Annotated in this window: 26 protein-coding genes and 3 pseudogenes; 14 read left to right on the top strand and 15 right to left on the bottom strand. The window is 69.8% G+C overall.

The annotated features are described in order from the left end of the window. Positions 1–41: 41 nt before the first annotated feature. Positions 42–2429 (bottom strand): hypothetical protein, encoded by a 2388-nt coding sequence (locus ABZ070_RS20995; RefSeq protein WP_356635988.1) that lies wholly within the window; start codon positions 2427–2429, stop codon positions 42–44. Between the two features lie 204 nt (positions 2430–2633). Between ABZ070_RS20995 and ABZ070_RS20990 the strand changes: the two genes are divergently transcribed. Beyond that, entirely contained in the window at positions 2634–3185 is a 552-nt protein-coding gene (locus ABZ070_RS20990; protein WP_356635987.1) for a hypothetical protein, read from the top strand. A 341-nt stretch (positions 3186–3526) separates the two neighbouring features. Then, entirely contained in the window at positions 3527–3766 is a 240-nt protein-coding gene (locus tag ABZ070_RS20985) for a hypothetical protein (protein ID WP_356635985.1), read from the top strand. Between the two features lie 116 nt (positions 3767–3882). Here ABZ070_RS20985 and ABZ070_RS20980 read toward each other — a convergent pair. The 4 genes and pseudogenes from ABZ070_RS20980 to ABZ070_RS20965 form a co-directional block, all read right to left on the bottom strand. Continuing rightward, a pseudogene (locus ABZ070_RS20980) lies at positions 3883–3990 on the bottom strand (DNA-binding protein); the annotation flags it as partial. Beyond that, positions 3985–4174 (bottom strand): annotated as a pseudogene (locus tag ABZ070_RS20975) (Scr1 family TA system antitoxin-like transcriptional regulator); the annotation flags it as partial. The pseudogenes ABZ070_RS20980 and ABZ070_RS20975, both read right to left, overlap by 6 nt. Continuing rightward, positions 4174–4266: pseudogene (locus ABZ070_RS20970) on the bottom strand (1,4-alpha-glucan branching protein); the annotation flags it as partial. The pseudogenes ABZ070_RS20970 and ABZ070_RS20975, both read right to left, overlap by 1 nt. 78 nt (positions 4267–4344) lie before the next feature. After that, positions 4345–4941 (bottom strand): hypothetical protein, encoded by a 597-nt coding sequence (locus tag ABZ070_RS20965; protein ID WP_356635983.1) that lies wholly within the window; start codon positions 4939–4941, stop codon positions 4345–4347. 265 nt (positions 4942–5206) lie between these two features. Between ABZ070_RS20965 and ABZ070_RS20960 the strand changes: the two genes are divergently transcribed. Then, positions 5207–5611: a VOC family protein gene (locus ABZ070_RS20960; protein ID WP_356635981.1), complete on the top strand. Its 405-nt coding sequence runs from the start codon at positions 5207–5209 to the stop codon at positions 5609–5611. Between the two features lie 112 nt (positions 5612–5723). Here ABZ070_RS20960 and ABZ070_RS20955 read toward each other — a convergent pair whose 3' ends face one another. Further along, on the bottom strand, positions 5724–8177 hold the full coding sequence (locus ABZ070_RS20955; RefSeq protein WP_356635979.1) for an HAD-IC family P-type ATPase: 2454 nt from the start codon (positions 8175–8177) through the stop codon (positions 5724–5726). Between the two features lie 183 nt (positions 8178–8360). Then, complete coding sequence (locus tag ABZ070_RS20950; RefSeq protein ID WP_356635977.1) at positions 8361–8654, bottom strand: DUF2530 domain-containing protein; 294 nt, start codon at positions 8652–8654, stop codon at positions 8361–8363. 226 nt (positions 8655–8880) lie between these two features. Between ABZ070_RS20950 and ABZ070_RS20945 the strand changes: the two genes are divergently transcribed. After that, positions 8881–10335: an NCS2 family permease gene (locus ABZ070_RS20945; RefSeq protein WP_356635974.1), complete on the top strand. Its 1455-nt coding sequence runs from the start codon at positions 8881–8883 to the stop codon at positions 10333–10335. 79 nt (positions 10336–10414) lie between these two features. Here ABZ070_RS20945 and ABZ070_RS20940 read toward each other — a convergent pair whose 3' ends face one another. Further along, positions 10415–10597 carry a ribbon-helix-helix protein, CopG family gene (locus ABZ070_RS20940; RefSeq protein ID WP_356635972.1) on the bottom strand — a complete coding sequence of 61 codons (183 nt, stop codon included), beginning with the start codon at positions 10595–10597 and terminating at the stop codon, positions 10415–10417. 132 nt (positions 10598–10729) lie between these two features. Here ABZ070_RS20940 and ABZ070_RS20935 point away from each other — a divergent pair, with 132 nt between their 5' ends. From ABZ070_RS20935 to ABZ070_RS20920, 4 genes are all read left to right on the top strand, one after another. After that, positions 10730–11176, top strand: a complete 447-nt coding sequence (locus ABZ070_RS20935) for a MarR family transcriptional regulator (RefSeq protein ID WP_356635970.1) — start codon at positions 10730–10732, stop codon at positions 11174–11176. A gap of 46 nt (positions 11177–11222) precedes the next feature. Then, a complete protein-coding gene (locus ABZ070_RS20930; protein ID WP_356635968.1) occupies positions 11223–12563 on the top strand; it encodes an MFS transporter in 1341 nt (446 codons plus the stop codon). Between the two features lie 187 nt (positions 12564–12750). Next, a complete protein-coding gene (gene thpR, locus ABZ070_RS20925; RefSeq protein WP_356635966.1) occupies positions 12751–13320 on the top strand; it encodes an RNA 2',3'-cyclic phosphodiesterase in 570 nt (189 codons plus the stop codon). 238 nt (positions 13321–13558) lie between these two features. After that, positions 13559–14548 (top strand): aldo/keto reductase, encoded by a 990-nt coding sequence (locus ABZ070_RS20920; RefSeq protein ID WP_356635964.1) that lies wholly within the window; start codon positions 13559–13561, stop codon positions 14546–14548. A 45-nt stretch (positions 14549–14593) separates the two neighbouring features. On the opposite strand, the gene ABZ070_RS20915 is transcribed toward ABZ070_RS20920, so the two are convergent. Both ABZ070_RS20915 and ABZ070_RS20910 read right to left on the bottom strand, forming a co-directional pair. Then, positions 14594–15178 (bottom strand): Uma2 family endonuclease, encoded by a 585-nt coding sequence (locus tag ABZ070_RS20915; protein ID WP_356635962.1) that lies wholly within the window; start codon positions 15176–15178, stop codon positions 14594–14596. A 91-nt stretch (positions 15179–15269) separates the two neighbouring features. Then, entirely contained in the window at positions 15270–15788 is a 519-nt protein-coding gene (locus ABZ070_RS20910; protein ID WP_356635960.1) for a MarR family winged helix-turn-helix transcriptional regulator, read from the bottom strand. Between the two features lie 23 nt (positions 15789–15811). Between ABZ070_RS20910 and ABZ070_RS20905 the strand changes: the two genes are divergently transcribed. Both ABZ070_RS20905 and ABZ070_RS20900 read left to right on the top strand, forming a co-directional pair. Beyond that, on the top strand, positions 15812–16321 hold the full coding sequence (locus tag ABZ070_RS20905; protein WP_356635958.1) for a carboxymuconolactone decarboxylase family protein: 510 nt from the start codon (positions 15812–15814) through the stop codon (positions 16319–16321). Positions 16322–16441: 120 nt separating this feature from the next. Beyond that, entirely contained in the window at positions 16442–16894 is a 453-nt protein-coding gene (locus tag ABZ070_RS20900; RefSeq protein ID WP_356635956.1) for a hypothetical protein, read from the top strand. A 92-nt stretch (positions 16895–16986) separates the two neighbouring features. On the opposite strand, the gene ABZ070_RS20895 is transcribed toward ABZ070_RS20900, so the two are convergent. Then, positions 16987–17421, bottom strand: a complete 435-nt coding sequence (locus ABZ070_RS20895) for a CBS domain-containing protein (RefSeq protein ID WP_356635953.1) — start codon at positions 17419–17421, stop codon at positions 16987–16989. 174 nt (positions 17422–17595) lie between these two features. Here ABZ070_RS20895 and ABZ070_RS20890 point away from each other — a divergent pair, with 174 nt between their 5' ends. Next, complete coding sequence (locus ABZ070_RS20890; protein WP_356635951.1) at positions 17596–18012, top strand: thioesterase family protein; 417 nt, start codon at positions 17596–17598, stop codon at positions 18010–18012. Positions 18013–18140: 128 nt separating this feature from the next. On the opposite strand, the gene ABZ070_RS20885 is transcribed toward ABZ070_RS20890, so the two are convergent. The 3 genes from ABZ070_RS20885 to ABZ070_RS20875 form a co-directional block, all read right to left on the bottom strand. Beyond that, positions 18141–19145 (bottom strand): hypothetical protein, encoded by a 1005-nt coding sequence (locus ABZ070_RS20885; RefSeq protein WP_356635949.1) that lies wholly within the window; start codon positions 19143–19145, stop codon positions 18141–18143. Between the two features lie 56 nt (positions 19146–19201). Continuing rightward, positions 19202–19954: a class I SAM-dependent methyltransferase gene (locus ABZ070_RS20880; protein WP_356635947.1), complete on the bottom strand. Its 753-nt coding sequence runs from the start codon at positions 19952–19954 to the stop codon at positions 19202–19204. Between the two features lie 80 nt (positions 19955–20034). Continuing rightward, positions 20035–20718 carry a GDSL-type esterase/lipase family protein gene (locus tag ABZ070_RS20875; RefSeq protein WP_356635945.1) on the bottom strand — a complete coding sequence of 228 codons (684 nt, stop codon included), beginning with the start codon at positions 20716–20718 and terminating at the stop codon, positions 20035–20037. A gap of 180 nt (positions 20719–20898) precedes the next feature. Here ABZ070_RS20875 and ABZ070_RS20870 point away from each other — a divergent pair, with 180 nt between their 5' ends. Then, complete coding sequence (locus ABZ070_RS20870) at positions 20899–21876, top strand: WD40 repeat domain-containing protein (protein WP_356635943.1); 978 nt, start codon at positions 20899–20901, stop codon at positions 21874–21876. Positions 21877–21980: 104 nt separating this feature from the next. Here ABZ070_RS20870 and ABZ070_RS20865 read toward each other — a convergent pair whose 3' ends face one another. Beyond that, positions 21981–22748, bottom strand: coding sequence for a TetR/AcrR family transcriptional regulator (locus ABZ070_RS20865; RefSeq protein WP_356635941.1), 768 nt, complete (start codon positions 22746–22748; stop codon positions 21981–21983). An 89-nt stretch (positions 22749–22837) separates the two neighbouring features. Here ABZ070_RS20865 and ABZ070_RS20860 point away from each other — a divergent pair, with 89 nt between their 5' ends. Beyond that, positions 22838–23800 carry an ATP-binding cassette domain-containing protein gene (locus tag ABZ070_RS20860; protein ID WP_356635939.1) on the top strand — a complete coding sequence of 321 codons (963 nt, stop codon included), beginning with the start codon at positions 22838–22840 and terminating at the stop codon, positions 23798–23800. Next, positions 23797–24633, top strand: coding sequence for an ABC transporter permease (locus ABZ070_RS20855; protein WP_356635937.1), 837 nt, complete (start codon positions 23797–23799; stop codon positions 24631–24633). Before ABZ070_RS20860 ends, ABZ070_RS20855 begins: the two co-directional genes overlap by 4 nt. Positions 24634–24732: the final 99 nt, after the last annotated feature.

The raw sequence follows: 24732 nt of genomic DNA, 5'->3' as shown, positions 1-24732 counted from the left end.
GTGACCGGTGCGGGGCCGAAGCTGTGTCCGTCGGCGTCAGGTCAGCTGGTGCCGGCCTTGCGGCGGCGCAGCCACCAGGTGAGGGATGCGCCGGCGACCGCGAGCGCGGCCGCGACGCCTGCGATCAGCCCGACCGGAGTGTCGGAGCCGGTGTCGGCGAGGTCGCCGTCCGGGTCCTTCGCCGGCGGGGTGGTCGGCTCACCGCCGCCGGGGGTGCTGGGCTGCGGGGTGGGGGTGTCGGACGGGGCCGGCGTGGACGGGCCGTCGGTCGGCGTCGGGGTGGGTGTCGGCGTGGGGACCGGGTCCTCGTCGCCGCCTGCCGGCCGGCCTGATCCGTTGCCGCCGATGAGGACGGTGCCGCTGTCGCGGTACGCGGTCTCGGTCTTCACCGAGGTCTTGGTGTCCTTGTCCAGACGCGGGTGCTCCGCCTCGAAGCGAACCTTGGTGATGTTGCGCTTGGGCGCCTTGGAGAAGTCGACGCCGCCCATGACGCAGGTCTTGTTCTCGCCGCCGATGTTGCAGGGGTAGCTGTAGTCGCCTTCCGTGTAGGACTTCATGTAGGCGTCCCAGGTCTTCTTCGGCGTCCAGCTCTTGTGCTCGTCGCTCATCGGCCAGCGCGCCACGTTGTCGCTGTTGATGATCGGGCGGAAGTCCGTGGCGCGGTCCTGGTCCTGGTCGCGGATGTACTCGGCGGCGACGCGGGAGGAGTAGACGCGGCGCAGGTCGGCGTAGGCGGGGCCGGTGTTGACCTTCTTCTCGACGTCGGGGATGACGTACTGCTCCAGAAGGCGCTGAGACGTACGGATCTGCGCCTCGGTCAGCTTGCACGAGCCGTTGGGGTCGGGGAAGTCCACGTCCTGCGGCTCGGAGTTGACCTTCAGCGGCGCGTCGAGGATGTAGATGCCGTCCTTCTCCACCCGGACGTCGGCCGTCTTGGGGACGATCCACAGCCGGACGCCGTGGCCGCAGGGGATGTTCGCGGCCTGCATGGCCTCCCAGTACTGCTTGCCGACGCCTTCGCGGGGGTCCATGTCCTTCGCGTAGTCGTGCTTCATCTCGAGGTCGGCGTCGAGGAGCACCCGGCCGGCGTCGGTCTTCCCGAACGTCTTGTCCATGATCTTGTCGGGCTGGTCGGGGTTGAGGTTGACCCAGAACTTGTCCGGGGTCAGTGCCAGCCAGGTGAACATGGCGTCGGAGGCGAGCTGGAGTTTGGCCTTGCCGCCCCAGCCGGGGTTGTTCTCCGGGTCCTTGGCGTAGTCGGCCTGGAACGAGTAGTCCAGTCCCTTGCCCTTGACCGGGCTGCCGACGTAGTTCAGTTCCAGGGTGGAGAAGTCGATGCCGCCCGGTCCGCCGCGGCCGAAGACGCCGTTGCCGTTGTAACCGCGGTACTGGTGCTGGATCTGCCGGGCGGTCCCCGGGGTGGAGCCGGAACGGAACGCGGCGTCGCTGATCGGGCCCGTGGAGCCGACCCTGCGCGGGTCGGGGTTCATGATCGGGTTGTAGCGGGTGTACTGGTTGGGCCGCCACCGCGGCGCGCCCTCGGAGCGGTGCTCGCGGATGGTCGCCTGGTTCTGCTTGCCGCCGCGTTCGGCCTCGAGCTGCTTGTTGAGCGCGGCGTACCTCTTGACCGTGTTCCGGTCCGTCTCGGCACCCGTGATCAGGCGCAGCTTGTGGTCGCTGTACTGCTTGTTGCGCAGGATGTGGCTGTCGTGGCGGAGCTGCTTGGCGATGTGCTTGCCGTTGGACTTGAACTCGACGAACTCTTTGGTCTTGGCGTTGTAGGCGTCGTATTTGCGGACGGCCTGCTTGCCGGTCTTGGAGTCGATGACCGGCTTGCCGTCCTTGTCGAAGACCGGGACGTTCTTCTGGCAGATCCAGTCCGGGCCGACGAGCTTGAAGTCACGTACGACCTTGGCCTCGAAACCGTCGCCCTTGGTCCGGTTGGCCTCGTAGCCGATCAGCCGCTGGTCCAGCCAGAGGCCCCAGTCCTTCACGCCTGTCGACTTCTTGAGCTGGACGTTGTAGCGGGCGTAGATCTCCAGCGTCCGGTACAGGGGGTTCTTGGTGGTCTCGTACTTCTTCTTCCACTTCTGGGCATCGGCGTCGGTGTCCCCGGCGGCCTTGCTCTGTTCCGAGGTGGGCTTTTTGAGGCCGTCGAAGGCGTGGGAGGGATTCTCGAACCAGTAGTCGTCCCACTCGTTCTGCGGGCGCTGGCTGAAGGGCTGGTTCTTGCCCTGGATGCCCGAACCGGCGGGCGGTGAGCCGTACTCCTTGCCCAGCCACTTCTTGTCGCAGCGGACGGCGCCGGGTGCGGCGTCGGCTTCACCCTGGAAGGCGGGCACGCCGGTGACCAGAATTCCGGCTGCGGCGACGGACGCCAGAGCGGCCGCCATCCGTGCCCGGATGCGGGTGCGTATGGATGTACTCAACGTGGTGTGTCCCCGTGTTGGGGGGCTCTCATGGGTCGGAAGGCGCGGCGGTGCGGCCCCCGTGACATGTCACCGCCATCCCTCACACCATAGGAGCGCACGCGGGGCCCGACGCAATCGGTTTGCCGGTGTGGCGTGTGTCAACTATGTGAAGGCGTACGGCGGTTGAGGGGACTGTCGGTCCCTTTCCCTACGATGCCGCTCATGGCAGATGCGACAGACGAGGACCTCGACCGACAGCGGCATCCGGAGCTGCTGTCATGGCTGGCCGAACGCGAAGCGGCCTTCGAGGCATGGGCCACCGCCCTGGGGCTCCTCGACCGCTGGGACTTCAGCGCCCGGTCACTGGACGCCCTGGAAGACCTGGTGCGGGAGAAGTTCGCCGGCGTGGAAGAGGTCATGGCCGCGAAGGACGGAGAGTTCGTACAGGGGGCGACCTGGTACATCGGGGAGGCGGTCCGCCGGTCGTACGCCGAGTGCGGAACCCACGCTCCGCTTGTGTGGATGTACGACCCGAAGCCCCCCACGGGCCGCGCCCCGTCCGCGTTCTTCGACCCGGCGTCGGGCGTGGTGACCGACACCCCGTTCGTGGCGGAGCCGGGCGCGGTGGAGGGCGGGTGGCTGTACCCGCTGGGGACGCTGAACGAGCTGTACAGCACCGTGGACGAGTGGGACGAGCCCATCGAGCCCCGGCTCCGCGGTGCCCTGCACGACCCCGACGAAGACGAGGACGAGGACGACGAGGAGCAGTGGTGATCCCGTAGCGGCACGCCTTGATCGCCCGTGTCCACACCACAGGTCTCGTACTCGTACACCTGACGGCCTCTCATGCCCGTTTCCCTGTATCGGGCTTCGCCTCCCCACGACAAGGGCGAAAATGCCCCATCAGTTGAGGCTGTCGTGAAGAAGTATTCACGGCTCATAACCGGAACGTGCGTTGCCGGTTCGTCCGTTGGCGTGATCTCATCCTGGGGTGCGGGGTCGTTGTCTCGGTACCCGCTCCGGGTGTCCGGCGAACGTTTGCGCCGGCCGGAATTCCTTTGACGTGCGTTCGGGTCGACGGTCCCGGAAATGTCCTATGTGAAAAGGGAGCGAAAGTGCGTAACGACTTCACCTCTGTTGAGACCGCCGAGATTTCCGACAGCGAGCTGGACGGTATCTCCGGCGGCATGGCCAGCGCCGGCGCCGAGGTCAACGGTTACGGTGCCGCGCTCAACGTCGGCGACGTCGCCGGTGCTGTCCAGACCGTCGCTGGCGTCGTTCCGGTCGCCGCGGTCACCGGTGCGGTCTCCGGCGCGGCCACGGGTCTCGTCTCGGTGCAGACCACCGGCATCTGAGAAACACCTGCCTCAAAGCCTTCTCGGCCACGAGCATTTCTCGCCCCGTCCGCATCTGAGCGGACCGTGACGGCGAGACCGGCCCCGAGACACCCAGTCCCGGGGCCTTTTGCGTGTCAAATCCTGATTACACCTGCCAAGGTGCCGCACAATTCGAGTAGGTCCTCAGGGTCCGAGGTCAGGACGGTTACGGGCGATGGTGAGGCGAGCGCGGTCGCGGCCACACGGTATTCGTCCTCCAGCACGGATCGGATCATGTGGAGCGACCTGCGCGGGGGCAGGGCCTACCCGCAGCCGATCGTGGGTCACCGTGAAGCGTCGCACATCGTCCCGATCCTCGAAGAGATGACCGTCGTGAGCGCCTTCGGTGTAGGCGACTTCGGAGTTGTCCGGCATGGTCAGGACAGTGCCGTGCCGACGTACCACGGCTGCGCGGGAAGCCAGGCTTCGAGCAGCTCGAGCTTGGTGGGGGCCATGGTCGTGTTGTGGATGACTGCCAGGTCCGGTGAACTGCCCGCATCCGCCAAAGATTCCCGGAGGACGGAGCGGGAGGAACGTGCGCGAGGAGCGCCGTGTCCTCAGTGCCCGCCCTTCGGTTCCATGCAGCCGCCCTCGATGTAGTGGCTGTGCGCCTCCACCGTCGCCGGGTCGGTCAGGGTGCCGGTGACGCACGGGCCGGCGTCCGGGACGCCGAAGGTGAAACCGGTCGCGCCGCCCGTCTCGTACACCTCCATCGACTCCGGCGGGTAGCCGAGACGGTCCAGCGCGGAGCGCAGCGCCTGCTCGTCGTGGACGCCCTCCAGGCCGCCGGCGATCCGGCGGGCGTGGGCGTCACCCCGGCAGCGGGCGTCGGCGTCCATCGGAGCCTGCGCCTTGAAGGCGTTGTTCTCGGCGACCTTGCGCGCCCACGGGTCGGTGGGCTCCGCGGACGGGGCCGGCTCCCCGGAAGGCTCGGCGGGAACATCGGCACAGACCTTCGCCACGTCCGGGAACTTCCGGTCGTGCGCCGCACGCGCGGCCGCGACGCGCGCCTCGTGATCGGCGGCGACGTCCGGTGCGGTCCGCGTCGGAGAATCGTGGGGGCTGCCCGCGACGACGGTTCCGCAACCAGCGGCGAGGGGCACGGCCAGCAGCACGGCGGCAACGCCGGTCAAGGCGGGGGCGAGACGTTTCACCAGGACACTCCGGGGGTGGGCGGCACGTGTCCGCCGATCATGCGGGCCCGTGCGGCCGTTGTCATGAGTACGGCTACTTACCCCGGTGCGCGGCGGGCGGCGGGCGGCTAGGCTCGGTCGGGTGACTGCCGGGTCGGCCTTGGGCCATGCACGAGTGAGGCGCCCGGCCTCGGCGTGAGCGCGAGGCGGGCCAGAGCCCCGCCGTCCCCCTCCGCAACCTCTGTCCCAGTCCCAGTGGAGCCGAGACCCGGAGAGTCACCCACACATGCCGCACCAGTCATCCGTCACCACCGTCCAGCTCAACCACACCGCCGTGTACGCCAAGGACCGGCAGCTGTCTGCCGAGTTCATAGCCGCGATCCTCGGCCTCGAAGTCGGCGCACCGCTCGGCCCGTTCCTGCCGGTCGACCTCGGGAACGGCGTGACGCTCGACTACTACGAGATGGCCGAAGAGCCGATCCAGCCGCAGCACTACGCGTTCCTCGTGCCCGACGAGCAGTTCGACGCCGTGATCGCCCGGCTCGAGGCGGTCGGGGTCACCCACTACGCCGACCCCAGCCACACCGAACCGGGCCGGATCAACCGCCTCTTCGGCGGCCGGGGCGCGTACTTCGACGACCCGAACGGCCACAACATGGAGATCATGACCCGGCCCTACACCCGCGTGTAGGTCCGGGCCTGCCACCCGGGGCCGTAGGCAGGACGAGGACCCGTCAGGCATGACGAGGACCCGTGCAGGGGCGAGGTGCCCTGCACAGGTCCTCGTCATGCAGGGAACCGCGTCATGCCGGGAACCGCCGCCCCACCACCCGCCACGCCAGCTCCAGCAGCGCCGCCCCCGTCACCGCGATCGCGACGGCCGCCCACGGCAGCACCGAGCCCACCAGTTTCAGCGCGAAGAAGTCCTGCAGCCACGGAACCACCATCACCAGCAGGAAACCCAGCCCCATGGCCGCCACCAGGCCGACCCGCCACCAGGTGTAGGGGCGGGCGATGATCGCGAGGACCCACATCGCGATCAGGAACAGCGTCAGCGTCGCCACGCTGGTCTCCGCCTCGAGGGCGCCCGGCCCCGTGTAGTAGGTGCGGGCCAGCAGATAGGCGGCGAACGTGCCCGCCGCCGCGATCAGGCCCGCGGGGACGGCGTACCGCATCACCCTGCGGACGAAGTGGGGTTCTGCGCGCTCCTTGTTGGGGGCCAGGGCCAGGAAGAAGGCCGGGACGCCGATGGTGAGGGTGGACAGCAGTGTCAGGTGGCGGGGGAGGAACGGGTACTCGACCTGGCTGCAGACCACCAGGATCGCGAGGAGGACCGAATACACCGTCTTGGTCAGGAACAGGGTGGCCACGCGCGTGATGTTGCCGATGACCCGGCGGCCCTCCGCGACCACCGACGGCAGCATGGCGAAGCTGTTGTTGAGCAGGACGATCTGCGCGACGGCCTTCGTGGCCTCCGAACCGGCGCCCATCGCCACACCGATGTCCGCGTCCTTGAGCGCCAGGACGTCGTTGACGCCGTCGCCGGTCATGGCGACGGTGTGCCCGCGGGACTGGAGCGCGCCGACCATGTCGCGTTTCTGCTGGGGGCTGACGCGGCCGAAGACGGTGTTGGCGTCGATCTGCGCACCCATCGTCTCCCGTTCCGCCGGCAGCTTGCGGGCGTCGAGCGTGCCGTCGGCGCCCGGCAGGCCGAGTTTCGCCGCGACCGCGCCCACGGCGACCGCGTTGTCGCCGGAGATGACCTTGGCCGCCACGTCCTGGTCGGCGAAGTACCGCAGCGTCTCGGACGCGTCCGGCCGCAGGCGCTGTTCGAGGACGACCAGGGCGGCAGGCGTCCGCTCCGCCGGGGCGTCCAGCGGTCCCGTGGCCCGGGCCAGCAGCAGCACCCGCAGGCCCTGCCGGTTGAGCTGGTCCACCTCGACGAGGGACGAGTGCCCGGCGGGCAGAAGCACGTCGGGTGCGCCCAGCAGCCATGTCGAGTGTTCGCCGTCGCCGTTCGCGAGGGTGGCGCCGCTGTACTTGCGGGCGGAGGAGAAGGGGAGGGTGGCGGTGCAGCGGTGGTTCCCGCCGTCGGGACAGGCCGCGATGACGGCCTGCAGGGAGGCGTTCGGCCGCGGGTCGGCCCCGCCGAGCGCGCCCAGGACCTGGCGTACGTGCGCTTCGTCCGCCCCGTCCAGCGGGCGCAGCTCTGTCACGTCCATGCCGCCCTCGGTGAGCGTTCCAGTCTTGTCGAGGCAGACGACGTCGACGCGGGCCAGCCCCTCGATGGCGGGGAGTTCCTGCACGAGGCACTGTTTGCGACCGAGCCGGATGACCCCGATCGCGAAGGCGACGGAGGTGAGCAGGACCAGCCCCTCCGGGATCATCGGCACGATCCCGCCGACGGTCCTCGCCACCGAGTCCTTGAAGTTGTTGTCCTTCGCGACCAGCTGGCTGATGATCAGCCCGATCGCGGTCGGGACCATCATCCAGGTCACGTACTTGAGAATCGTGGAGATACCGGAACGCAGCTCGGAGTGGACGAGCGTGAAGCGGGACGCCTCCTCGGCGAGCTGCGCCGCGTATGCCTCGCGGCCCACCTTCGTGGCCGTGAACGCGCCGCCGCCCGCGACGACGAAGCTGCCGGACATCACCTGGTCGCCCGCCTGCTTGAGAACGGGATCGGCCTCACCGGTCAGCAGGGACTCGTCGACCTCGAGATTGTCCGCCTCCGCGATCTCGCCGTCGACGACGACCTTGTCGCCCGGGCCGAGTTCGACGAGGTCGCCGAGGACGATCTCGGAGGTGGAGATGGCGGCGGCGACGCCGTCCCGCCGCACTCTCGGCTTCGCCTCGCCGATGACCGCGAGCCCGTCGAGGGTCTTCTTGGCGCGCAGCTCCTGGACGATGCCGATGCCGGTGTTGGCGATGATCACGAAGCCGAAGAGGCTGTCCTGGATCGGCGCGACGAAGAACATGATCACCCACAGCACGCCGATGATCGCGTTGAAGCGGGTGAGGACGTTGGCGCGGACGATGTCGACGGCGGAGCGGGAGCTGCGTACGGGTACGTCGTTGACCTCCCCGCGGGCCACCCGCTCCGCGACCTGCGCGGCCGTCAGTCCACCCGCGGGCGGTAGGCCGCCCGGTGGCCCCGGGGGCCGCCGGGGGTGTACGGGGTCGAGTTCTGCGCCCGCGTCGATGACGGGCCCTTCCGGCTCGGGGGTACCGGGCCCCCTGTCCGCCCGCTGCGTCATGTTGTCGACGTTACGGCCGGAGCGGCCCGCTCACCCCCGGGCGAGGCGGAAGACGGCACCACGGTCGGACGGGAATCGTCCCTGGGGACTACGGCAGCGCCGGGCCGACGGAGCGAAAGGGCTGCCGTGCGGGGCCAGGCATGCGAGGTCAGGCGTGCGGGTCAGGCGGGTCGGGCGTGCGGGTCAGGCGTGCGGGCCCGGCTCCTCGGTCTGGGCGTCCTGGGCCGTTTCGGCAGCCGCCGCGCGCTTGATCGCCGCGTCCCGGCCGCGCACGTACCAGATGCCGATGAGCCCGAGGCCGGCGCCGGCCAGGCAGGTCCACACCCACCAGGTCAGATCGCGGTCGGCGAACCAGCCGTAGAAGGGGACCTGGACGAGGAACATCACGAACCAGAGGATCGTGCCGCCGACGATCGTCGAGACGATCGGGCCCTCAAGGGGTTCGGGTGCCTCGTGCCGGGGGGTCCACTTCGCCATGGCGACAGTGTAGGCGGGTACCGACGGACGCAGCCGGGGAGGGACGGCCGGACGGGCGGGCCGTGCGCGACAAGGGTCTACGCGCGGAGATTGGCGATCTTTCGTTCATATGTTCATACTGAAACTGATTCCGGCTGGCTGGTTTCCCTCGTTGGAACATCCAAATCAGGCCGGTTTTTTATTGCCTTTCCCTGTGTCGCCCCTTCGCGTACGACTGAGGTTCCGCATGTCCCCCACGGCCACCGCCAAGGTCGATTCCCCCGGGCTGCCGCCCACCCCCCAGCAGCCCGTCGGCGGCCTGGACCGCTTCTTCAAGATCTCGGAGCGCGGCTCCACCGTCGCCCGCGAGGTCCGCGGCGGCTTCGCCACCTTCTTTGCGATGGCGTACATCCTCGTGCTGAACCCGATCATCCTCGGCAGCGCCAAGGACATGTACGGGCACCAGCTCGACGGCGGCCAGCTGGTCACCGCCACCGTGCTGACCGCCGCCTTCTCCACGCTCCTGATGGGTGTCATCGGCAACGTCCCGATCGCCCTCGCGGCCGGACTCGGTGTCAACACGGTCGTCGCCCTCCAGCTCGCGCCCAAGATGGCCTGGGCGGACGCCATGGGCATGGTCGTGCTGGCCGGTGTCGTGGTGATGCTGCTGGTGGCCACGGGCCTGCGTGAGCGCGTGATGAACGCCGTTCCGCTCGGCATCCGCAAGGCCATCGCGATCGGCATCGGCCTGTTCATCATGCTCATCGGGCTGGTGGACTCGGGCTTCGTCACGCGTATCCCCGACGCCGCCCACACCACCGTCCCGCTGCAGCTGGGCACCGGCGGCCATCTGCTCGGCTGGCCGGTCCTCGTCTTCGCGCTCGGAACGCTGCTGACCCTCGCGCTGATCATCCGCAAGGTGCCGGGCGCGATCCTCATCTCGATCGTTGTGATGACGGTCGGCGCGATGATCATCCACGCCGTGGCGGACGTCGAGTCCTGGGGCCTGACCACGCCCGAGTGGCCCGGCAACCCGCTCTCGACCCCCGACTTCGGTCTGCTCGGTCAGGTCAGCCTGTTCGGCGGCTTCGAGAAGGTCGGCCTGCTGACCGGCGTCCTGTTCGTCTTCACCGTGCTGCTGTCCTGCTTCTTCGACGCGATGGGCACGATCCTCGCCGTGGGCGACGAGGCCAAGCTGATGGACAAGGACGGGAACTACCCCGGCATCAACAAGGTGCTGATCGTCGACGGCATCGCCGTCGCCGCCGGTGGCGCCACGTCCTGCTCCGCCAACACCTGCTTCGTCGAGTCCACTGCCGGCGTCGGCGAGGGCGCCCGTACGGGACTGTCGTCGGTCGTCACCGGTGCGCTGTTCTCGGTGGCGCTGTTCCTCACGCCGCTCGCCACGATGGTCCCGTCCCAGGCGGCGACGCCCGCCCTGGTGGCGGTCGGCTTCCTGATCCTGGCCGGTTCGATCAAGGACATCGACTGGAGCGACTTCACGATCGCCGCCCCCGCCTTCCTGGCGATGGTGATGATGCCGTTCACGTACTCGATCACCCACGGCATCGGCATCGGCTTCATCGCCTTCAGCGCGCTGCGCCTGGCGGCGGGGCGTGGGCGCGAGGTGCCCGCGGCGATGTACGCGGTCTCGGCGGTGTTCGTCTTCTACTACGCGATGCCGGCTCTCGGCCTCACCTGACCGGTCTCGGCGTGATCGCATCCGATCGGCTCGGGCGAGCCGATCTGTGGTGGAAGCGAGCCGATCCGCCCAGGAGCGGTCACGTCACGCCATAGAACTTCTCCGTCTCGTCGACGGCCGCCTTGAAGCGCTCGTCGAAGTCGTCGCGAATGAGCGTCCGGACCACATAGTCCTGGACGCTCATTTGCCGTTTTGCGGCGCGCTCCCGGAGCCGGTCGAGCAGATCGCCGTCCATCCGCAGGCTGAGCACTGTCGATCCCATGTGGCTCAGGGTCGCCTCGTCCCGGTCGCCCGAGCGTCACTTTCCGGTTGCGTCTCACTCATATGGGTGACACGTCGGTCGGAGCCGTAACCGACTGGTCTTTAGCCAGGGTAATGAGTTATGCTAACAAACATGCCTGACCTGTCCCACGGCACTGACGCGGACGTCGCCGCCGTGAACTCGCTCCGCTCGGCCGTCATGCGGCTGGGCCGTCGTCTGAAGCATCAGCGCGTCGACGAATCGCTCAGCCCGACAGAGATGTCGGTGCTCGGCACCCTCGCGCTCTGCGGCTCGGCCACCCCCGGTGAGCTGGCCCGCAAGGAGCATGTCCAGCCGCCCTCCATGACCCGGATCGTTGCGCTGCTGGAAGCCAAGGGGCTGGTCCGGCTCGAGCCCCACCCCGACGACCGCCGGCAGAAGGTGGTCAGCCAGACCGAGCGCGCGGAGACCATGCTCGAGGAGTCCCGCCGCAAGCGGAACGCCTGGCTGGCATCGCTCGCCGAGGGTCTGGACGATGAGGAGTGGGCCACGCTGCGCGCAGCGGCTCCTGTGCTGGAGAAGCTCGCGCACCTGAGGTGAACCGCCGAGTGTCCACCGACCGCCGACGCCGAGGAGGCGAACCCCTTTGAGTACGGGATCCGGAGCAGACTCCGCCCCCGCACCGACCGCCACCGACACACTGCCCACCCCCAAGCAGACGATGTTCAGCTCGCTGAAGATCCGCAACTACCGGCTCTTCGCGACCGGACAGGTCGTCTCCAACACCGGCACCTGGATGCAGCGCATCGCCCAGGACTGGCTGGTGCTCAGCCTGACCGGATCGGCGTCCGCCGTCGGCATCACCATCGCGCTGCAGTTCCTGCCCATGCTTCTCTTCGGCCTGTACGGCGGAGTGCTCGCGGACCGGCTGCCCAAGCGCCGACTGCTGCTCGCCACCCAGTCCGCGATGGGCCTCACCGGCCTGGCGCTCGCCGGGCTCACGCTCAGCGGACACGTCCAGGTCTGGCACGTCTACCTGACCGCCTTCCTGCTCGGCCTCGTCACCGTCGTCGACAACCCGGCGCGGCAGTCGTTCGTCGCCGAGATGGTCGGCCCCGACCAGCTGCGCAACGCCGTCTCGCTGAACTCGGCGAACTTCCAGTCGGCGCGACTCGTCGGCCCGGCCGTGGCCGGTGTCCTGATCACCGCCGTCGGCAGCGGATACGCCTTCCTGCTCAACGGCCTCTCGTTCATCGCGCCCATCGCGGGCCTGCTGATGATGCGGACGTCCGAGCTCCACAAGGTCGAGCGCGCCCCGCGCGGCAAGGGCCAGCTGCGCGAAGGCCTGCGGTACGTCGCGGGACGGCCGGAGCTGATCTGGCCGATCGTCCTCGTCGGCTTCATCGGCACGTTCGGTTTCAACTTCCCGATCTGGCTCTCCGCGTTCGTCGACGACGTCTTCCACGGCGATGCCGGTACGTACGGCCTGCTCAACACGCTGATGGCCGCCGGCTCCCTGGCCGGCGCCCTGCTGGCGGCCCGGCGCGGCACCTCGCGGCTGCGGCTGCTGGTCGGCGCGGCGGTGCTCTTCGGCGTGCTCGAGATCGTGACCGCGTTCGCGCCGGCGTTCTGGATCTTCGCGGTGCTGATGGTGCCGATCGGCATGTGCGGCCTGACGGTCAACGTCACGGCGAACTCGAGCGTGCAGCTGGCGACGGACCCGCTGATGCGGGGCCGGGTGATGAGCCTGTTCATGATGGTCTTCACCGGCGGTACCCCCCTCGGCGCCCCGCTCGTCGGCTGGATCACGGACACGTACGGAGCCCGCGTCGGCTTCGCCGCCGGCGGCGCGGTGGCCGCGATCGCGGCGATCGGCGTCGGCGTGATGCTGGCGCGGGTCGGGGGACTGAGGCTGCGCTTCGGCTGGCACGGGGGGCATCCGCGGGTGCGGTTCGTCCCGCGCGACGAACTGGCAACGGCGGCGTAGGCCCCGGCGGGGCCGTTCCGGTACGGGGCGGTTCCGGTACGGGGCGGTTCCGGTACGGGCCGTTCCCGGTAGCGGGCCCCACCCGGCCCCCGGCCCGGTACCGCGCTCCGCGCGGTGTCCGGGGTGCCGGGGCCGAACCCGGCGAAAACGCCCCCCGTCGGCGGGGCCCCACCGGCACACTGACCCCATGAGACTGTTCGCCGCCGTCATCCCGCCCCCACTGGCCGTCGACGAGCTCGACCGCGCGGTGGGCCCCCTCCGCGCCCTTCCCGACGCCAAGGCGCTGCGCTGGACCGGGCGGCCCGGCTGGCATTTCACGCTCGCGTTCATGGGGGAGGTCGACGACGAGCTCCTGCCCGATCTGCGGGCGCGGCTCTCGCGGGCCGCGCACCGGACCCCGGCGTTCCCGCTGCGGCTGCACCGCGGCGGGCGGTTCGGGAACCGGGCGCTGTGGATCGGCGCGGCCGGCGGGCTCGAACAGATGCGGCTGCTCGCCGAGCGCACGGACGCGGCGGCCCGGCGGGCCGGCGTGAGCATGGAGGAGCACCGCCGCTACCAGGCGCACCTCACCATTGCCCGCACCCGCGAATCCGGCGATCTGCGTCCCTACGTCGAGGCGCTGGACACCTTCGAGGGCACGCCCTGGGAGGTGGACCAGCTGGCCCTCGTACGCAGCAATCTGCCGGTCAGCGGGGTGCCGGGCGAGCGGCCCCGCTACGAGGTGGTCGACTCCTGGGCGCTGGAGGCCGCGGGTTAACCTCGTTGGGTGAACCCCAAGACCCGCAACCAGATCATGGCCGCCGTGCTGGTGCTGATGTTCGTGATCGTCATCGTGGCGGCGGCCCTCGGCTGACCCGTCTCCCGGCCACCGCTGTCACGGAGGTCCGCGGCAGCCGGGTGCCGGCCTGCTGCGCGGCGCGGACGCGGAGACGGGTCGCCGACTCCGACGTGATGCCCTTGCTTCGAGCGCGCTCGAAGGCGTTGGCTTGGACGTCATGAAGTACACGCAGCTCGGACGCACCGGACTCAAGGTCAGCCGACTCGTCCTCGGCACAATGAACTTCGGGCCTCAGACCGATGAGGCCGCAAGTCACGGCATCATGGATTCCGCGCTCGGCGCGGGCATCAACTTCTTCGACACGGCCAACGTCTACGGCTGGGGCGAGAACAAGGGCCGCACGGAAGAGATCATCGGCAGCTGGTTCGCCAAGGGCGAGGGCCGCCGTGACAAGGTCGTGCTCGCCACCAAGGTGTACGCGAACATGGGCACCGACGGCGAGGTCTGGCCCAACCACGACAAGCTCTCCGCCCTGAACATCCGCCGCGCGGTGGACGCTTCGCTCAAGCGGCTGCAGACCGACCACATCGACCTGTACCAGTTCCACCACATCGACCGGGACACCCCGGTCGAGGAGATCTGGCAGGCGATCGACGTCCTGATCCAGCAGGGCAAGATCCTCTACGCGGGCTCCTCCAACTTCCCCGGCTGGAAGATCGCCCAGACCAACGAGACCGCCCGCCGCCTCGGTTCCTACGGTCTCGTCAGCGAGCAGTGCCTGTACAACCTGGCCGAGCGCCGCGCCGAGATGGAGGTCATCCCGGCCGCGCAGGAGTACGGCCTCGGGGTCATCCCCTGGTCGCCGCTGCACGGCGGGCTGCTCGGGGGCGTGCTCAAGAAGGAGAACGAGGGTTCGCGACGGGCGAGCGGCCGCAGCGCGGACGCGCTGGCCAACACGTCCGTACGGGAGAAGGTCCAGGCGTACGAGGACCTGCTCGACAAGCACGGCCTGGAGCCGGGGGAGGCGGCGCTGGCCTGGCTGCTCACCCGTCCCGGCGTGACGGGCCCGATCGTCGGCCCGCGCACGGCGGAGCAGCTGCAATCGGCGCTGCGAGCGGTGGAGTTGGAGCTGAACGAGGAGGTCCTCACCTCCCTCGACGACATCTTCCCGGGCCCGGGTCCCTCCCCGGAGGCCTTTGCCTGGTGAGCCGCTGCTGTCCCGGGGGGCGGTTGCCGGCCCTCCGGGACAGGGTCACTCGCGGGGGAAGTCGCCGGTGGTGAGGATGAGGCCGACGGGGGTCTTGGTGAGGTCGACGTCCTTGCCGAAGGTGACCGTCGTCTCCGACGTGTAGTCACCGTCGCTCGGGTCGGTGTAGACGTGGCACTTGCGCTGGTACGGGTCCGCGACGAAGTACACGGGTACACCGGCGGTGGCGTACGCGGTCTTCTTGGGGCCGTAGTCGTTGTGGCCGGTGCCTTTGGAGATCACCTCGGCGACGAACTCGACGTCCTGGTGACGCAGGCGCCCATCGGCGGCATGTGCGGCGCTCTCCTTCATCACCGTGACGTCACTGGCGAAACCGTTGAAATGGCCGGGATAGTCGATCCGCACGTCGGACTTGATTTGTTTGCGGCTGTACTTGGACCGCAGCTGTTCGACGATGTCCAGGATGATTTCCCAGTGGTTCTGCCGCTGTGGCGACATGAAGACGGCCCCCTCGACGATCTCGACCTTGAATCCTTCGGGGGCGGACTCGAGCCACTGGAACATCTCGTCCAGGGTGCGTTCGTCGCTGTTCTCGGCCATTTCGATCCTGCGCTCGTCCAAGGCGGTCATCGTGGCGCTCCTCCCCGGCTGCCGATCGAACGCAGGCAGCCGCGCAGTACAACGATACGCACAGTGACCGGGTTACGACCCCGGAACGGCGTCACGCGCCGCCCAGCCAGCCCGCCGCGTCCAGGCGGAAGTTGTCCGGTGGGGTGACCGTGCGCAGGGCGGATTCGAGGTCGCGCAGGCGCTCGGGGCCGATCGCCCGAGCCCATTCCGCGCGGAGTTCGTCGAAGATCGCCGCAGAGCGGGCGAGCGCGTCGAGGCCGTGCGGGGTGAGGCGGATCAGCTTTCGGCGGGCGTCGGTCGGGTCGTTCGCGCGTTCCGCGTAGCCGAGGGTCAGGAGGCGGTCGACGGTCTTGCCGGCGGCCTGCTTGGAGACGCCGAGGCGTCGGCCGATGTCGCTGGCCGTCGCTCCTGCCGGGCCGATCGCCTGCATGGCGAAGCCGTACGCGGGGCGCACCTCGGGGTGGCCCTGTCGGGCCAGTTCGGCGTGCAATGCGTCGATGAGCGAGCGGAAACCGGCGAACAGGAGCAGGGGCAGCTCGTAGCCCGGCGTGTCGGCAACTGCCTTGCGCTGTTCGACAACCTGGTTTACGTTTTCGGGGTCGTCAACCATGTTGTCCATTGTAGGAGCTGCCTGTGTTCACCGAGCACACCCTCGAAACGGCGCCGCCCGCTTCGCGCCGCGCCATGGAGTCCACCGTCAAGCGCCTCGGCCATCTGCCGCCCGCGGTGGCGAGGCTGGCCGCCTCGCCGCACCTGCTGGACGGCTTTCTGAAGCTGAGCGCCGCCTTCGAGTCGACGACGCTCGACCCGGTCGCGCGCGAGGTCGTCGTGATGACGGTCGCCGCACGCAACGACTGCCATGTGTGCGTGGCCATGCACACCGGCAAGCTGCGCGCACTCGGCGCCCAGGAGGAGCTGATCGCCGCCCTGTGCGAGCAGCGGCCACTTCAGGACGAACGGCTCGAAGCCGTAAGGGCGTTCACGCTGGAGGTGTTCCGTACGGCCGGCGCCGTCGGGGACGACGAGCTGCGCGCCTTCTTCGCCCACGGCTTCACCTCGCAGAACGCGCTGGAGGTCGTCATGGGCATCGGTGCGTACACCATGTCGACGTTCGCCAATCGGCTGACCCGGGCCGCCCTCTGAGCGGGAGCGGGATCCGGCCGTTGTGGGCAGGCCGGTCGGTGCCTCTCTTCCTTTCTCGAGGACCGCATGCCGCAATGCCCGCACCAGCCCGTGACCCCCACACGAAGGGCGGATCCCCCCATGAAGCACGGCACCCTGCTCGTCCTCGCCGCGTGCGCCGCGGCCACGCTTGCCATGGCGCCCCCGGCCCAGGCCGTGACGCCCGAGACGGCAACGTTGTCATTCGACTGCGGTTCCTACGGCGCCGGCACTGCCACGCTCAAGGCGGCCCAGGACGGTACGGCCGCGACCATAGAGGTCTCCACGGATGCGATCACCGCCCCCATCCCGATCGGTGCGAACTCCGTGAAGTCCACGCTCACCCTGACCAAGAACGGCACCGGCACGACGACGTTCACCGGCAACTCGAACCCGGCGATCCCGGCGGGCAGTGCTGTCTCCACCGGCCCGCTGAACGGCACCGTCGCGTCAGGCGACAGCCTCGAGGCGACGTCCCTGACGGTTGTCGTCTTCGGCATCACGGCACAGTGCACGGCTACTTCCCCGCAGAACCCCGGGCCGTTCGTCTTCTGACACCGGGGCGCACACCGGCCCGGCCCGCCGCATCCCCGCGGGCGTGACCGTCGGGCGGCACGTCCCCACCCGTGCCGCCCGACGCCGGCCCGTCAGGCCTCCGCGTAGATGCGGGTCGCGAACTCCGCGATCTGCTGATCGCTCAGGTTCTTGGCGACATTCGCCTCCGTGATCATGCCGACCAGGCGGTGACCGCCCGCCACGTCGATCACCGGAAGGCGCTTGATGTGATTGCTCTCCATGGTTTCCAGGACTTGGGAGGCATCCGCCTCCGCGTCGATCCAGTGCAGGTCACCAGCCATGGTGCCCGCCTGCACCGTCGCCGGGTCCACGCCCTCGGCGCAGCAGGTGACGACGATGTCCCGGTCGGTGATCAGGCCCGTGAGCCTGTTGTTGTCACCGCAAATGGGCAGGGCGCCGACGTCCAGGTCCCGCATCATCTTGGCCGCTTCGTGAAGCGACTGATGCGCACCCACGCACGTGGCACCGCTGGTCATGATGTCCTTGGCTCGCAGCTCGCCGGCCATGAGTCCTCCCTTGCGGGAATCGGGAATGTGGCATGCATCCGACGCCACAGCGGGTGCCCAGCTGCAGCCATTCGAAAAGTCCGCAAACCGGACAGGGCGGGAATTCTTCTACAGCGGGGCCGGACCCGCCCGGTCACCGGGAATGCGGGCATGGGCGGTGCTGTTGCCAGGAGCATGACTTTCTCTGTCGGCGTGACCGTGCGTGGCTACGAACTGGACACGCAGGGGCACCTCAACCAGGCCGTCTATCTGCAGTACGCCGAGCATGCGCGATGGGAGCTGCTGCGGGCCGCCGGTCTGCCACAGGAGAAGCTGCTGGCCGGCGGCGTGGGTCCGGTCGCGCTCGAGGTGACGGTTAAGTACGCGCGGGAGCTGCGCGGCGGGGACGAGGTGCGCGTGACGTGCCAGTTCCTCTACGGGGAGGGCAAGACCTTCAGGGTCGTGCAGCAGATCCTCAAGGACGACGGCACGGTCGCGGCGGAGATCACCGGCGTGGCGGGCATGCTCGACCTGTCGACGCGCAGGCTCATCGCCGACCCGCGGGGACACCTGGCCGCCCTGGCCGACAACCCGGACCTCCTTGGCGGCTGACACGAGCGGCAGTGGCAGAGCGACCGGGGCCGCTGCCGTACGGAGCGGTGGCGGCCCCGGCACGCCACCGCGCGGCCGCAGCGCGTGGCGCGCCCGGGTGGTGAAGGCAGCCGCCGATGCGCAGGGCGTCAGCGCGGGAGCTTGAGGTCCGTGCAGCCGTGCTGCCCGGCCGAGCGCTTGGCGAACGCGGTGAGAGCCGAGCGGGTGAAGTCCTCGACCTGGTCGTCGACGTGGACGTACTCCGTGGCGTGGACCGCGAAGTACGCGGCGGAACCGGAGCACTTGGCCGTGGCCCAGAAGTGGTCCTTGGAGCCGCCCGCGCCACGGGCGGTCCCGGAGTCCGGGTACTGGGCCTGTGCGTAGGGGCCGAAGTGAGCACTCAGGCGGAACAACTCCTCCGCGCGGGCCTTGGTCTCGCCCAGCACGCACGACTCCAGCGGGGAGGTGCCCGCCGCCGGAGTCTCCTTGATCCAGTGGATGATGTCCATGTCCTGCATCGGGATGCCCTCGCAGGTGCCTTCCGCCTCGAAGCGGGACTTCTCCTCGGGCTGTTGGGGGACGGACGGTATGGCGCCGCCCGCCTCGGCGTCGCAGTCCCAGTGCTCGGCCGCGCGGACCGCGGTGGCCGCGACGAGTTCGGCGGTGGCGCGGCCCGCCACGGCGCGGCCGACGCCGGACGAGCTCACGACGACGGAGGCGTCCTGGTTGCCGCAGCCCAGCACGACGGCACTGTTCGCATGGTTGGTGTATCCGCGCCACCCGCCGCCCAGAGCCAGGGGGAGGGCTTCCCCATCGTCGGGGCGCAGTTCGTCGAAGACACCGCGGGGGCCGTCGTCGTCCCTGGCCGACGCCGGGATCCAGGCGATGGTGAGCATGGTCTTCCCGACCCAGCAGAACTCGTAGCCGTCGGACCCGCCGTGGTGCCGGTCGTTCGGCAGACCCTTCTCCGCGTCGTAGTCGGTGAGGACCGCGGACTCCTTCGACGGGATCAGCCCCTGGCAGTACGTCGCCAGCCTGTCCTCGTACCGCCAGCGCCTACCGGTGTCGCTCAGCTGGTACCAGCCGTAGCCCGCGACGGATGCGAGCGCCAGCGGCAGCGCGACGTACAACGCGAGGCGGCGTATGACCGTCATCTGCTCGATCTCCCCGGGTCCGGTGTCGCGCGGCAGCGTATCCCAGGGCGCCGGCGTCACTCCCGGCGGCGGGCCTCGACCAGGAGGCGGGTGGAGTGGGCCACGAACGGGCCGTGGCGGTCGATGAAGTCGTGGAGGGAGGCCAGGCGGTCGCGGTAGGCGTCCACCGAGAAGCCCGGGACGATCCAGATCACCTTGCGCAGGAAGTGCACCACCGCCGCGATGTCGTGGAACTCCATCCGGAGCGCTTCCTGGCGCAGGCCGGTGATCTCCAGGCCGGCGGCCTCCGCGTCGGCGACGGTCGTCGTGGGGCTGCGGGACGGGTCGACCGGCTGCGGGCCCATCAGGTAGTCGGTGAGCTCACGCACCGAGCCGTCGCCCACGGCCTGGGAGAAGTAGGTGCCGTCCGGACGCAGGACGCGGCGGATCTCGTCCCAGCGGGTGGTGACGGGGTGTCGGCTCACGACGAGGTCGAAGTGGGCGGAAGGAAACGGCAGATCGGCCGAGTCCTCCGCGTGGACGACCGTCGCGCCGAGCCTGGCGAGGTTGCGCCGGGCGATCTCGAGGTTCGGCGGCCATGACTCCGTCGCCGCCAGGACCGGCGGGGCGGACGGGATCGAAGCGAGGACCTCGCCGCCGCCGGTCTGGATGTCGAGCGCTGCCTCGGCCTTCGCCATCTTCTCGGCGAGCATCGTCGCGTATCCCCAGGACGGGCGTTGCTCGGTCGCGCGGCCGGTGAACCAGGAGAAGTCCCAGCCCTCCGTAGGGACGGCCTCGCCCTCGGCGACGAGTTCTTCGAACGTGGACATCGGGCCAGGATCGCAGTTCGGAGTCCCTGCCGCATGCGCATTCCTGGCCGGTCAGGCGCTTGCCCGGAGCGCGGCCCCCGTCACGCGGCGATGCCGTACACCCCGCCGAGCCCCCATGCCTGGTGCATCGCGTCCGCGAACGCCCTCGCCAGTTTGATCTCGCCGGTCGGGCCGGGGTGGGTGCCGTCGTAGGTGTCGGTGTGGATGTCGTACGACGCCGGGTGGGAGGCCAGCAGGATCGGGGACGCGGACGTGTCCAGGTCCGCGACGGCCTTGGCGAGCAGTGTGTTGAAGCGGTCGCACTCGGCGGCGAACGGGGCGTCGGACTCGGCGCGGATGTTCGGGATGACCGGGAGCAGGACCATGCGGACGTGCGGGTTGGCGAGGCGTGCCTCGGCGATGAACGCGCGGGCGTTCGCCGCTGTCTGGTCGCTGTCCGTGTAGAAGCCGAGATCTATCAGGCCCAGCGACACGAGGAGGACGTCCGCGCGCTCGCGGGCCACCGTCTCGCGGATCACGGGAGCCATGTGCAGCCAGCCCTCGCCCCAGCCGGCCAGATGACGGCGGGCGGCGGCGGGGAACGCGGGGTCGGCGTAGGCCTGGGACACCGGTGAGTTCGCCTCCGTGTCGTACAGCTCGCGGCGCGGGCCGACGATCTCGTACGGGGCGGGGGATGCCTCGAGGTGCTGCCACATCCGGTAGCGCCAGCTGTAGTCGCCCGCGCGTCCGATGGTCATGGAGTCGCCGACGAACAGAAATCGCATGGGCGCAATCATTGCCGAACTCGTCGGTAACCCGTCACCGGTCTGCGATGTGAGACGGGCCACGAACGCCGGTGAGTGCGGTGACCAGCCGCTCGCCGGCGCCCCGTGGCCGGTCGTCGCCGTGCGGCCGTGGGGGCTGTCCCGGGCAGGGACGGCGGCCGGAGGTGGCAGGCTTGGGGCATGCGTTCGCTTCCGTACGTCACCGGCCTCGCCGCCGCTCTTGTCGTCGCAGCCGCCGTGCCCGCCGCCGCCGACGACGGCGCCGGGTTCACCGTCGAGGACCCGCGGATCACCGAGTCGAGCGGGCTCGCCGCGAGCCGGGCGCACCCGGGGATCTACTGGACGCACAACGACCAGGACCAGCCGCGGATCTTCGGCGTCGACGCGAAGACAGGTGCGACGGTGGCGACGATCACCCTGCGGAGGGTCGGGGAGCCGAGGGACATGGAGGCGATCTCCGTCGGTCCCGACGGCAACATCTACGTCGGCGACATCGGCGACAACCTCGACGGAAGCTGGGACCACGTCTGGATCTACCGCTTCCCCGAGCCGAAGCAACTGCGCGACCAGACGGTGAACGCCACGCAGTTCGACGTGAAATACGCCGACGGCGCCCGCAACGCCGAGGCGCTGATGGTGCATCCGAAGACCGGGCGCGTCTACATCGCCTCCAAGAACGAGGAGGGCGGCGGCCTCTACGAAGGCCCGGCCACCCTCGACCCGCGTGCGACCAACGTCTTCCGGCGGATCGGCGAGGTCCCGTGGGTGACCGACGGTGCCTTCTCGCCGGACGGCAGGGAGCTGGTCCTCCGCTCGTACTTTTCCGCCCGCGGCTACGAGTGGAAGGACGGCCGCCTCGGCGCCGACCACCGGGTGCGCGCGCCGATCCAGGCACAGTCGGAGTCGGTGACGTACACGACCGACGGCACGGCGCTGATGTTCGGCACGGAGGGCGAGCAGAGCGACGTCCAACGGGTGGAGGTCGAGACCGGCGGCGCCGACCCGGAATCCGGCGGGGACACGAAGCCGAAAGGCCCGGGCGGTGAAGCGGCGCCGGGGGGCGACGGAAAGACCGACGTGACCACGTACGGGCTGGTCGCCCTCGTCGGCGGCGGCGCGCTCGTGCTGTGGCTGAGGCGACTGCTGCGCCGCAACTAACCGTCCTGACCGGCCCGTTGGTTGCGCCGCGACTAACCGTCCTGACCGGCTCGTTGGCTGCGCCGCGACTAACCGTCCTGACCGGCCCGTTGGCTGCGCCGCGACTAACCGTCCTGACCGGCCCGTTCCTCCACCAGCGTCGCGAAGCCGTCGACCAGGCGGGACAGGCCGAACTCGAAGTGGTCGAAGCCGCCCGAGAACGCGTCCTCGGAAAGGGCCAGCAGCCGGGGGTACCGCCCGGTCGCCATCGCCCGCTCCAGGAAGGGCTCCTGGCTCTTCCAGAACTCCTCCTCGCTCTGCCCGGTCTGCTTCACCGCCTCCAGGGCCTCCTGCTCGATGCGGGCGATGCCCGACACCCAGCTCTGCACGGTGATGATCACCGAGATCAGCTCCGGGTCGCGCAGGCGCATGCCCTGCAGCGCCTCCAGTGACGTCTCCAGGCCCCGCACCGCGCTGGGGCCGAGGACCGTGCGGGACTGGTTGATCTTCAGCAGCCAGGGGTGGGCGCGGTGCAGCGCGAGGTAGGTGCGGGCCATGGCACGCACGGCGTCGCGCCAGTCGTCGCTCTCGGGTGCGTGCTCGTCGTTGTCCAGCGGCTCTCCCTGGACGCGGTCGAGCATCAGGTCGAGCAACTCGCTCTTGCCGGGGACGTACCGGTAGAGGGACATCGTGCCCGTGCCCAGCTCGGTGGAGAGGCGGCGCATCGAGACGGCGGCCAGGCCCTCCGTGTCCGCGATCTCGACGGCGACGGTGACGATCCGGTCGAGGGTCAGGCCCGGCTTGGGGCCGCGTGAGGGGCGCTCGCCGGTGCCCCAGAGGAGTTCGAGGCTGCGCGAGACGTCGCCGCTGCCGGTCGTCTCTGTCGTCGTCATGAGGTCAGCGTAATCGCCTGGACAGAAACTGAGTACGGTGTACCCTCATATGAGTACGCCGTACTCAGTTAACTCGTCATGGAGGCACCGTGGACGAATACGCCGTAGCGGCCGAAGGTCTGGAGAAGCGGTACGGGGACAAGCGCGCCCTCGACGGCTTCGACCTCGCCGTACGAAAGGGCACCGTGCACGGCCTGCTCGGGCCGAACGGCGCGGGCAAGACCACCGCCGTGCGCGTCCTCGCCACCCTGCTGCGGTTCGACGGCGGACGGGCGCGCGTGGGGGGCGTCGACGTGGCGCGCGCCCCGCGGCAGGTACGCCGCCGGATCGGGCTCACCGGTCAGTACGCCGCGGTCGACGAGGTGCTGACGGGCCGGCAGAACCTGGAGATGTTCGGCCGCCTCTTCCACCTCGGCGGCAGGCGCGCGGTCCGCAGGGCCACCGAACTGCTCGAGCAGTTCGACCTGGTGGACGCCGGCGACAAGGGCGTCGGCAAGTACAGCGGCGGAATGCGCCGCCGGCTCGACCTCGCGGCGTCGATGATCCTCGTGCCCGACGTGCTCTTCCTGGACGAGCCGACGACCGGCCTCGACCCGCGCTCGCGCGGTGAGGTGTGGGAGGCGGTGCGCAGGCTCGTCGCCGGCGGCACGACCGTGCTGCTCACCACGCAGTACCTGGACGAGGCCGACAAGCTCGCCTCCCGGATCACCGTCATCGACCAGGGCCGCGCCATCGCGGACGACACCCCCGACGGCCTGAAGAACCGCGTCGGCGGCGACCGGATCGAGGTCGTGGCCCGGGACGCGGCCGACCTCGGGGCGATCGCCAAGACCGTGGCCCGCGTCGCCGAGGAGGACCCGGCGACGGACGCGCTCGAACGACGGGTCCACGCGGCGGTGACCGACCGGGTCGCCGCCCTCACCGAGGTGGCGCGGACCTTGCAGGACGAACGGATTCCGGTGGAGGACATCGGGCTGCGCAGGCCCAGCCTGGACGACGTGTTCCTGCGGCTGACCGGACACGGCGCGAGCGACGAGGAGAAGGCGGCATGACCACGCTCGACACGGTGGACGCGACGACCCTGGACGACCGGCACGGCCGCGCCTACTGGGCGGTCTCCGACTGCTGGAACGTGGTCCGCCGCGGACTGACGTACTACCGGCGCCAGCCCGTCCTCATCGCCTGGCAACTCGGCTTCCCGATCATCTCCGTGCTGCTGTACGGGTATGTCTTCGGCGGCGCGATGAAGTCACCGGACGGTGGCAGCGTCCGCGACTTCCTGATGCCGGGCATGTTCGCGATGACCATGGCCTTCGGATTCATGAACACGGCCATCGCAGTCGTCACCGACGCCTCCAAGGGCGTGATCGACCGCTTCCGCTCCATGCCCATGGCGCCGTCGGCGGTCGTGACCGGCCGCGGGGTCAACGACCTGATCGTGGCCGGCGCCGAGCTGACGATCCTGGCGGCGACTGCCTTCGCGATGGGCTGGCGCACCGATGCGGGTGCCGCGGCGACGCTCGGGGCGTTCGGACTGCTGCTGCTCCTGCGGTTCTGCCTGATCTGGGTGGGCATCCTGCTCGGCCTGCTGGTTCCCACACCGGAGGCGGGCGGCAGCCTGTACGCGGTGGCGTTCCCGCTCACCATGATCTCCAGCGTCTTCGTGCCGCCGTCGACGATGCCGGACTGGCTCGGCACGCTCGCCGCCTGGAATCCGATCTCGTCGACGGCATCGGCGGCCCGGGAACTGTTCGGCAACCCGGTGGCGAGCGACGGCAGCTGGATCCAGGAACACGCGCTGCTGATGGCGGTGGTGTGGCCGGTGGTCATCACCGCGGTGTTCCTTCCACTGGCGGTGCGGCGCTTCCAACGGCTCAGCCGCTGACGTCCCTCGGGCCCACGCCTTCCCGTCCCCCGACGACAGTGGGGGGGCGGCCCGCGCGGGGGGGCCCCCCCACCCCCAACACACCGCCGCCGAAACAAA

It is taken from the genome of Streptomyces sp. NPDC006283 (assembly GCF_040613325.1).
Lineage (GTDB): Bacteria > Actinomycetota > Actinomycetes > Streptomycetales > Streptomycetaceae > Streptomyces.
Note: the sequence above shows the minus strand (reverse complement) of the source record. Positions and strands in the feature narration are given on the sequence as shown.

Excerpts from the sequence above, each read along its gene's own strand:
- ABZ070_RS20910 (WP_356635960.1), bottom strand. The coding sequence starts at position 15,788 with ATGGTTGACGACCCCGAAAACGTAAACCAGGTTGTCGAACAGCGCAAG.
- ABZ070_RS20960 (WP_356635981.1), top strand. The coding sequence starts at position 5,207 with ATGCCGCACCAGTCATCCGTCACCACCGTCCAGCTCAACCACACCGCC.
- ABZ070_RS20875 (WP_356635945.1), bottom strand. The coding sequence starts at position 20,718 with ATGCGATTTCTGTTCGTCGGCGACTCCATGACCATCGGACGCGCGGGC.
- ABZ070_RS20870 (WP_356635943.1), top strand. The coding sequence starts at position 20,899 with ATGCGTTCGCTTCCGTACGTCACCGGCCTCGCCGCCGCTCTTGTCGTC.
- ABZ070_RS20865 (WP_356635941.1), bottom strand. The coding sequence starts at position 22,748 with ATGACGACGACAGAGACGACCGGCAGCGGCGACGTCTCGCGCAGCCTC.
- ABZ070_RS20890 (WP_356635951.1), top strand. The coding sequence starts at position 17,596 with ATGACTTTCTCTGTCGGCGTGACCGTGCGTGGCTACGAACTGGACACG.
- ABZ070_RS20855 (WP_356635937.1), top strand. The coding sequence starts at position 23,797 with ATGACCACGCTCGACACGGTGGACGCGACGACCCTGGACGACCGGCAC.
- ABZ070_RS20950 (WP_356635977.1), bottom strand. The coding sequence starts at position 8,654 with ATGGCGAAGTGGACCCCCCGGCACGAGGCACCCGAACCCCTTGAGGGC.
- ABZ070_RS20920 (WP_356635964.1), top strand. The coding sequence starts at position 13,559 with ATGAAGTACACGCAGCTCGGACGCACCGGACTCAAGGTCAGCCGACTC.
- ABZ070_RS20895 (WP_356635953.1), bottom strand. The coding sequence starts at position 17,421 with ATGGCCGGCGAGCTGCGAGCCAAGGACATCATGACCAGCGGTGCCACG.
- ABZ070_RS20940 (WP_356635972.1), bottom strand. The coding sequence starts at position 10,597 with ATGGGATCGACAGTGCTCAGCCTGCGGATGGACGGCGATCTGCTCGAC.
- ABZ070_RS20900 (WP_356635956.1), top strand. The coding sequence starts at position 16,442 with ATGAAGCACGGCACCCTGCTCGTCCTCGCCGCGTGCGCCGCGGCCACG.
- ABZ070_RS20945 (WP_356635974.1), top strand. The coding sequence starts at position 8,881 with ATGTCCCCCACGGCCACCGCCAAGGTCGATTCCCCCGGGCTGCCGCCC.
- ABZ070_RS20915 (WP_356635962.1), bottom strand. The coding sequence starts at position 15,178 with ATGACCGCCTTGGACGAGCGCAGGATCGAAATGGCCGAGAACAGCGAC.
- ABZ070_RS20885 (WP_356635949.1), bottom strand. The coding sequence starts at position 19,145 with ATGACGGTCATACGCCGCCTCGCGTTGTACGTCGCGCTGCCGCTGGCG.
- ABZ070_RS20880 (WP_356635947.1), bottom strand. The coding sequence starts at position 19,954 with ATGTCCACGTTCGAAGAACTCGTCGCCGAGGGCGAGGCCGTCCCTACG.
- ABZ070_RS20955 (WP_356635979.1), bottom strand. The coding sequence starts at position 8,177 with ATGACGCAGCGGGCGGACAGGGGGCCCGGTACCCCCGAGCCGGAAGGG.
- ABZ070_RS20990 (WP_356635987.1), top strand. The coding sequence starts at position 2,634 with ATGGCAGATGCGACAGACGAGGACCTCGACCGACAGCGGCATCCGGAG.
- thpR (WP_356635966.1), top strand. The coding sequence starts at position 12,751 with ATGAGACTGTTCGCCGCCGTCATCCCGCCCCCACTGGCCGTCGACGAG.
- ABZ070_RS20935 (WP_356635970.1), top strand. The coding sequence starts at position 10,730 with ATGCCTGACCTGTCCCACGGCACTGACGCGGACGTCGCCGCCGTGAAC.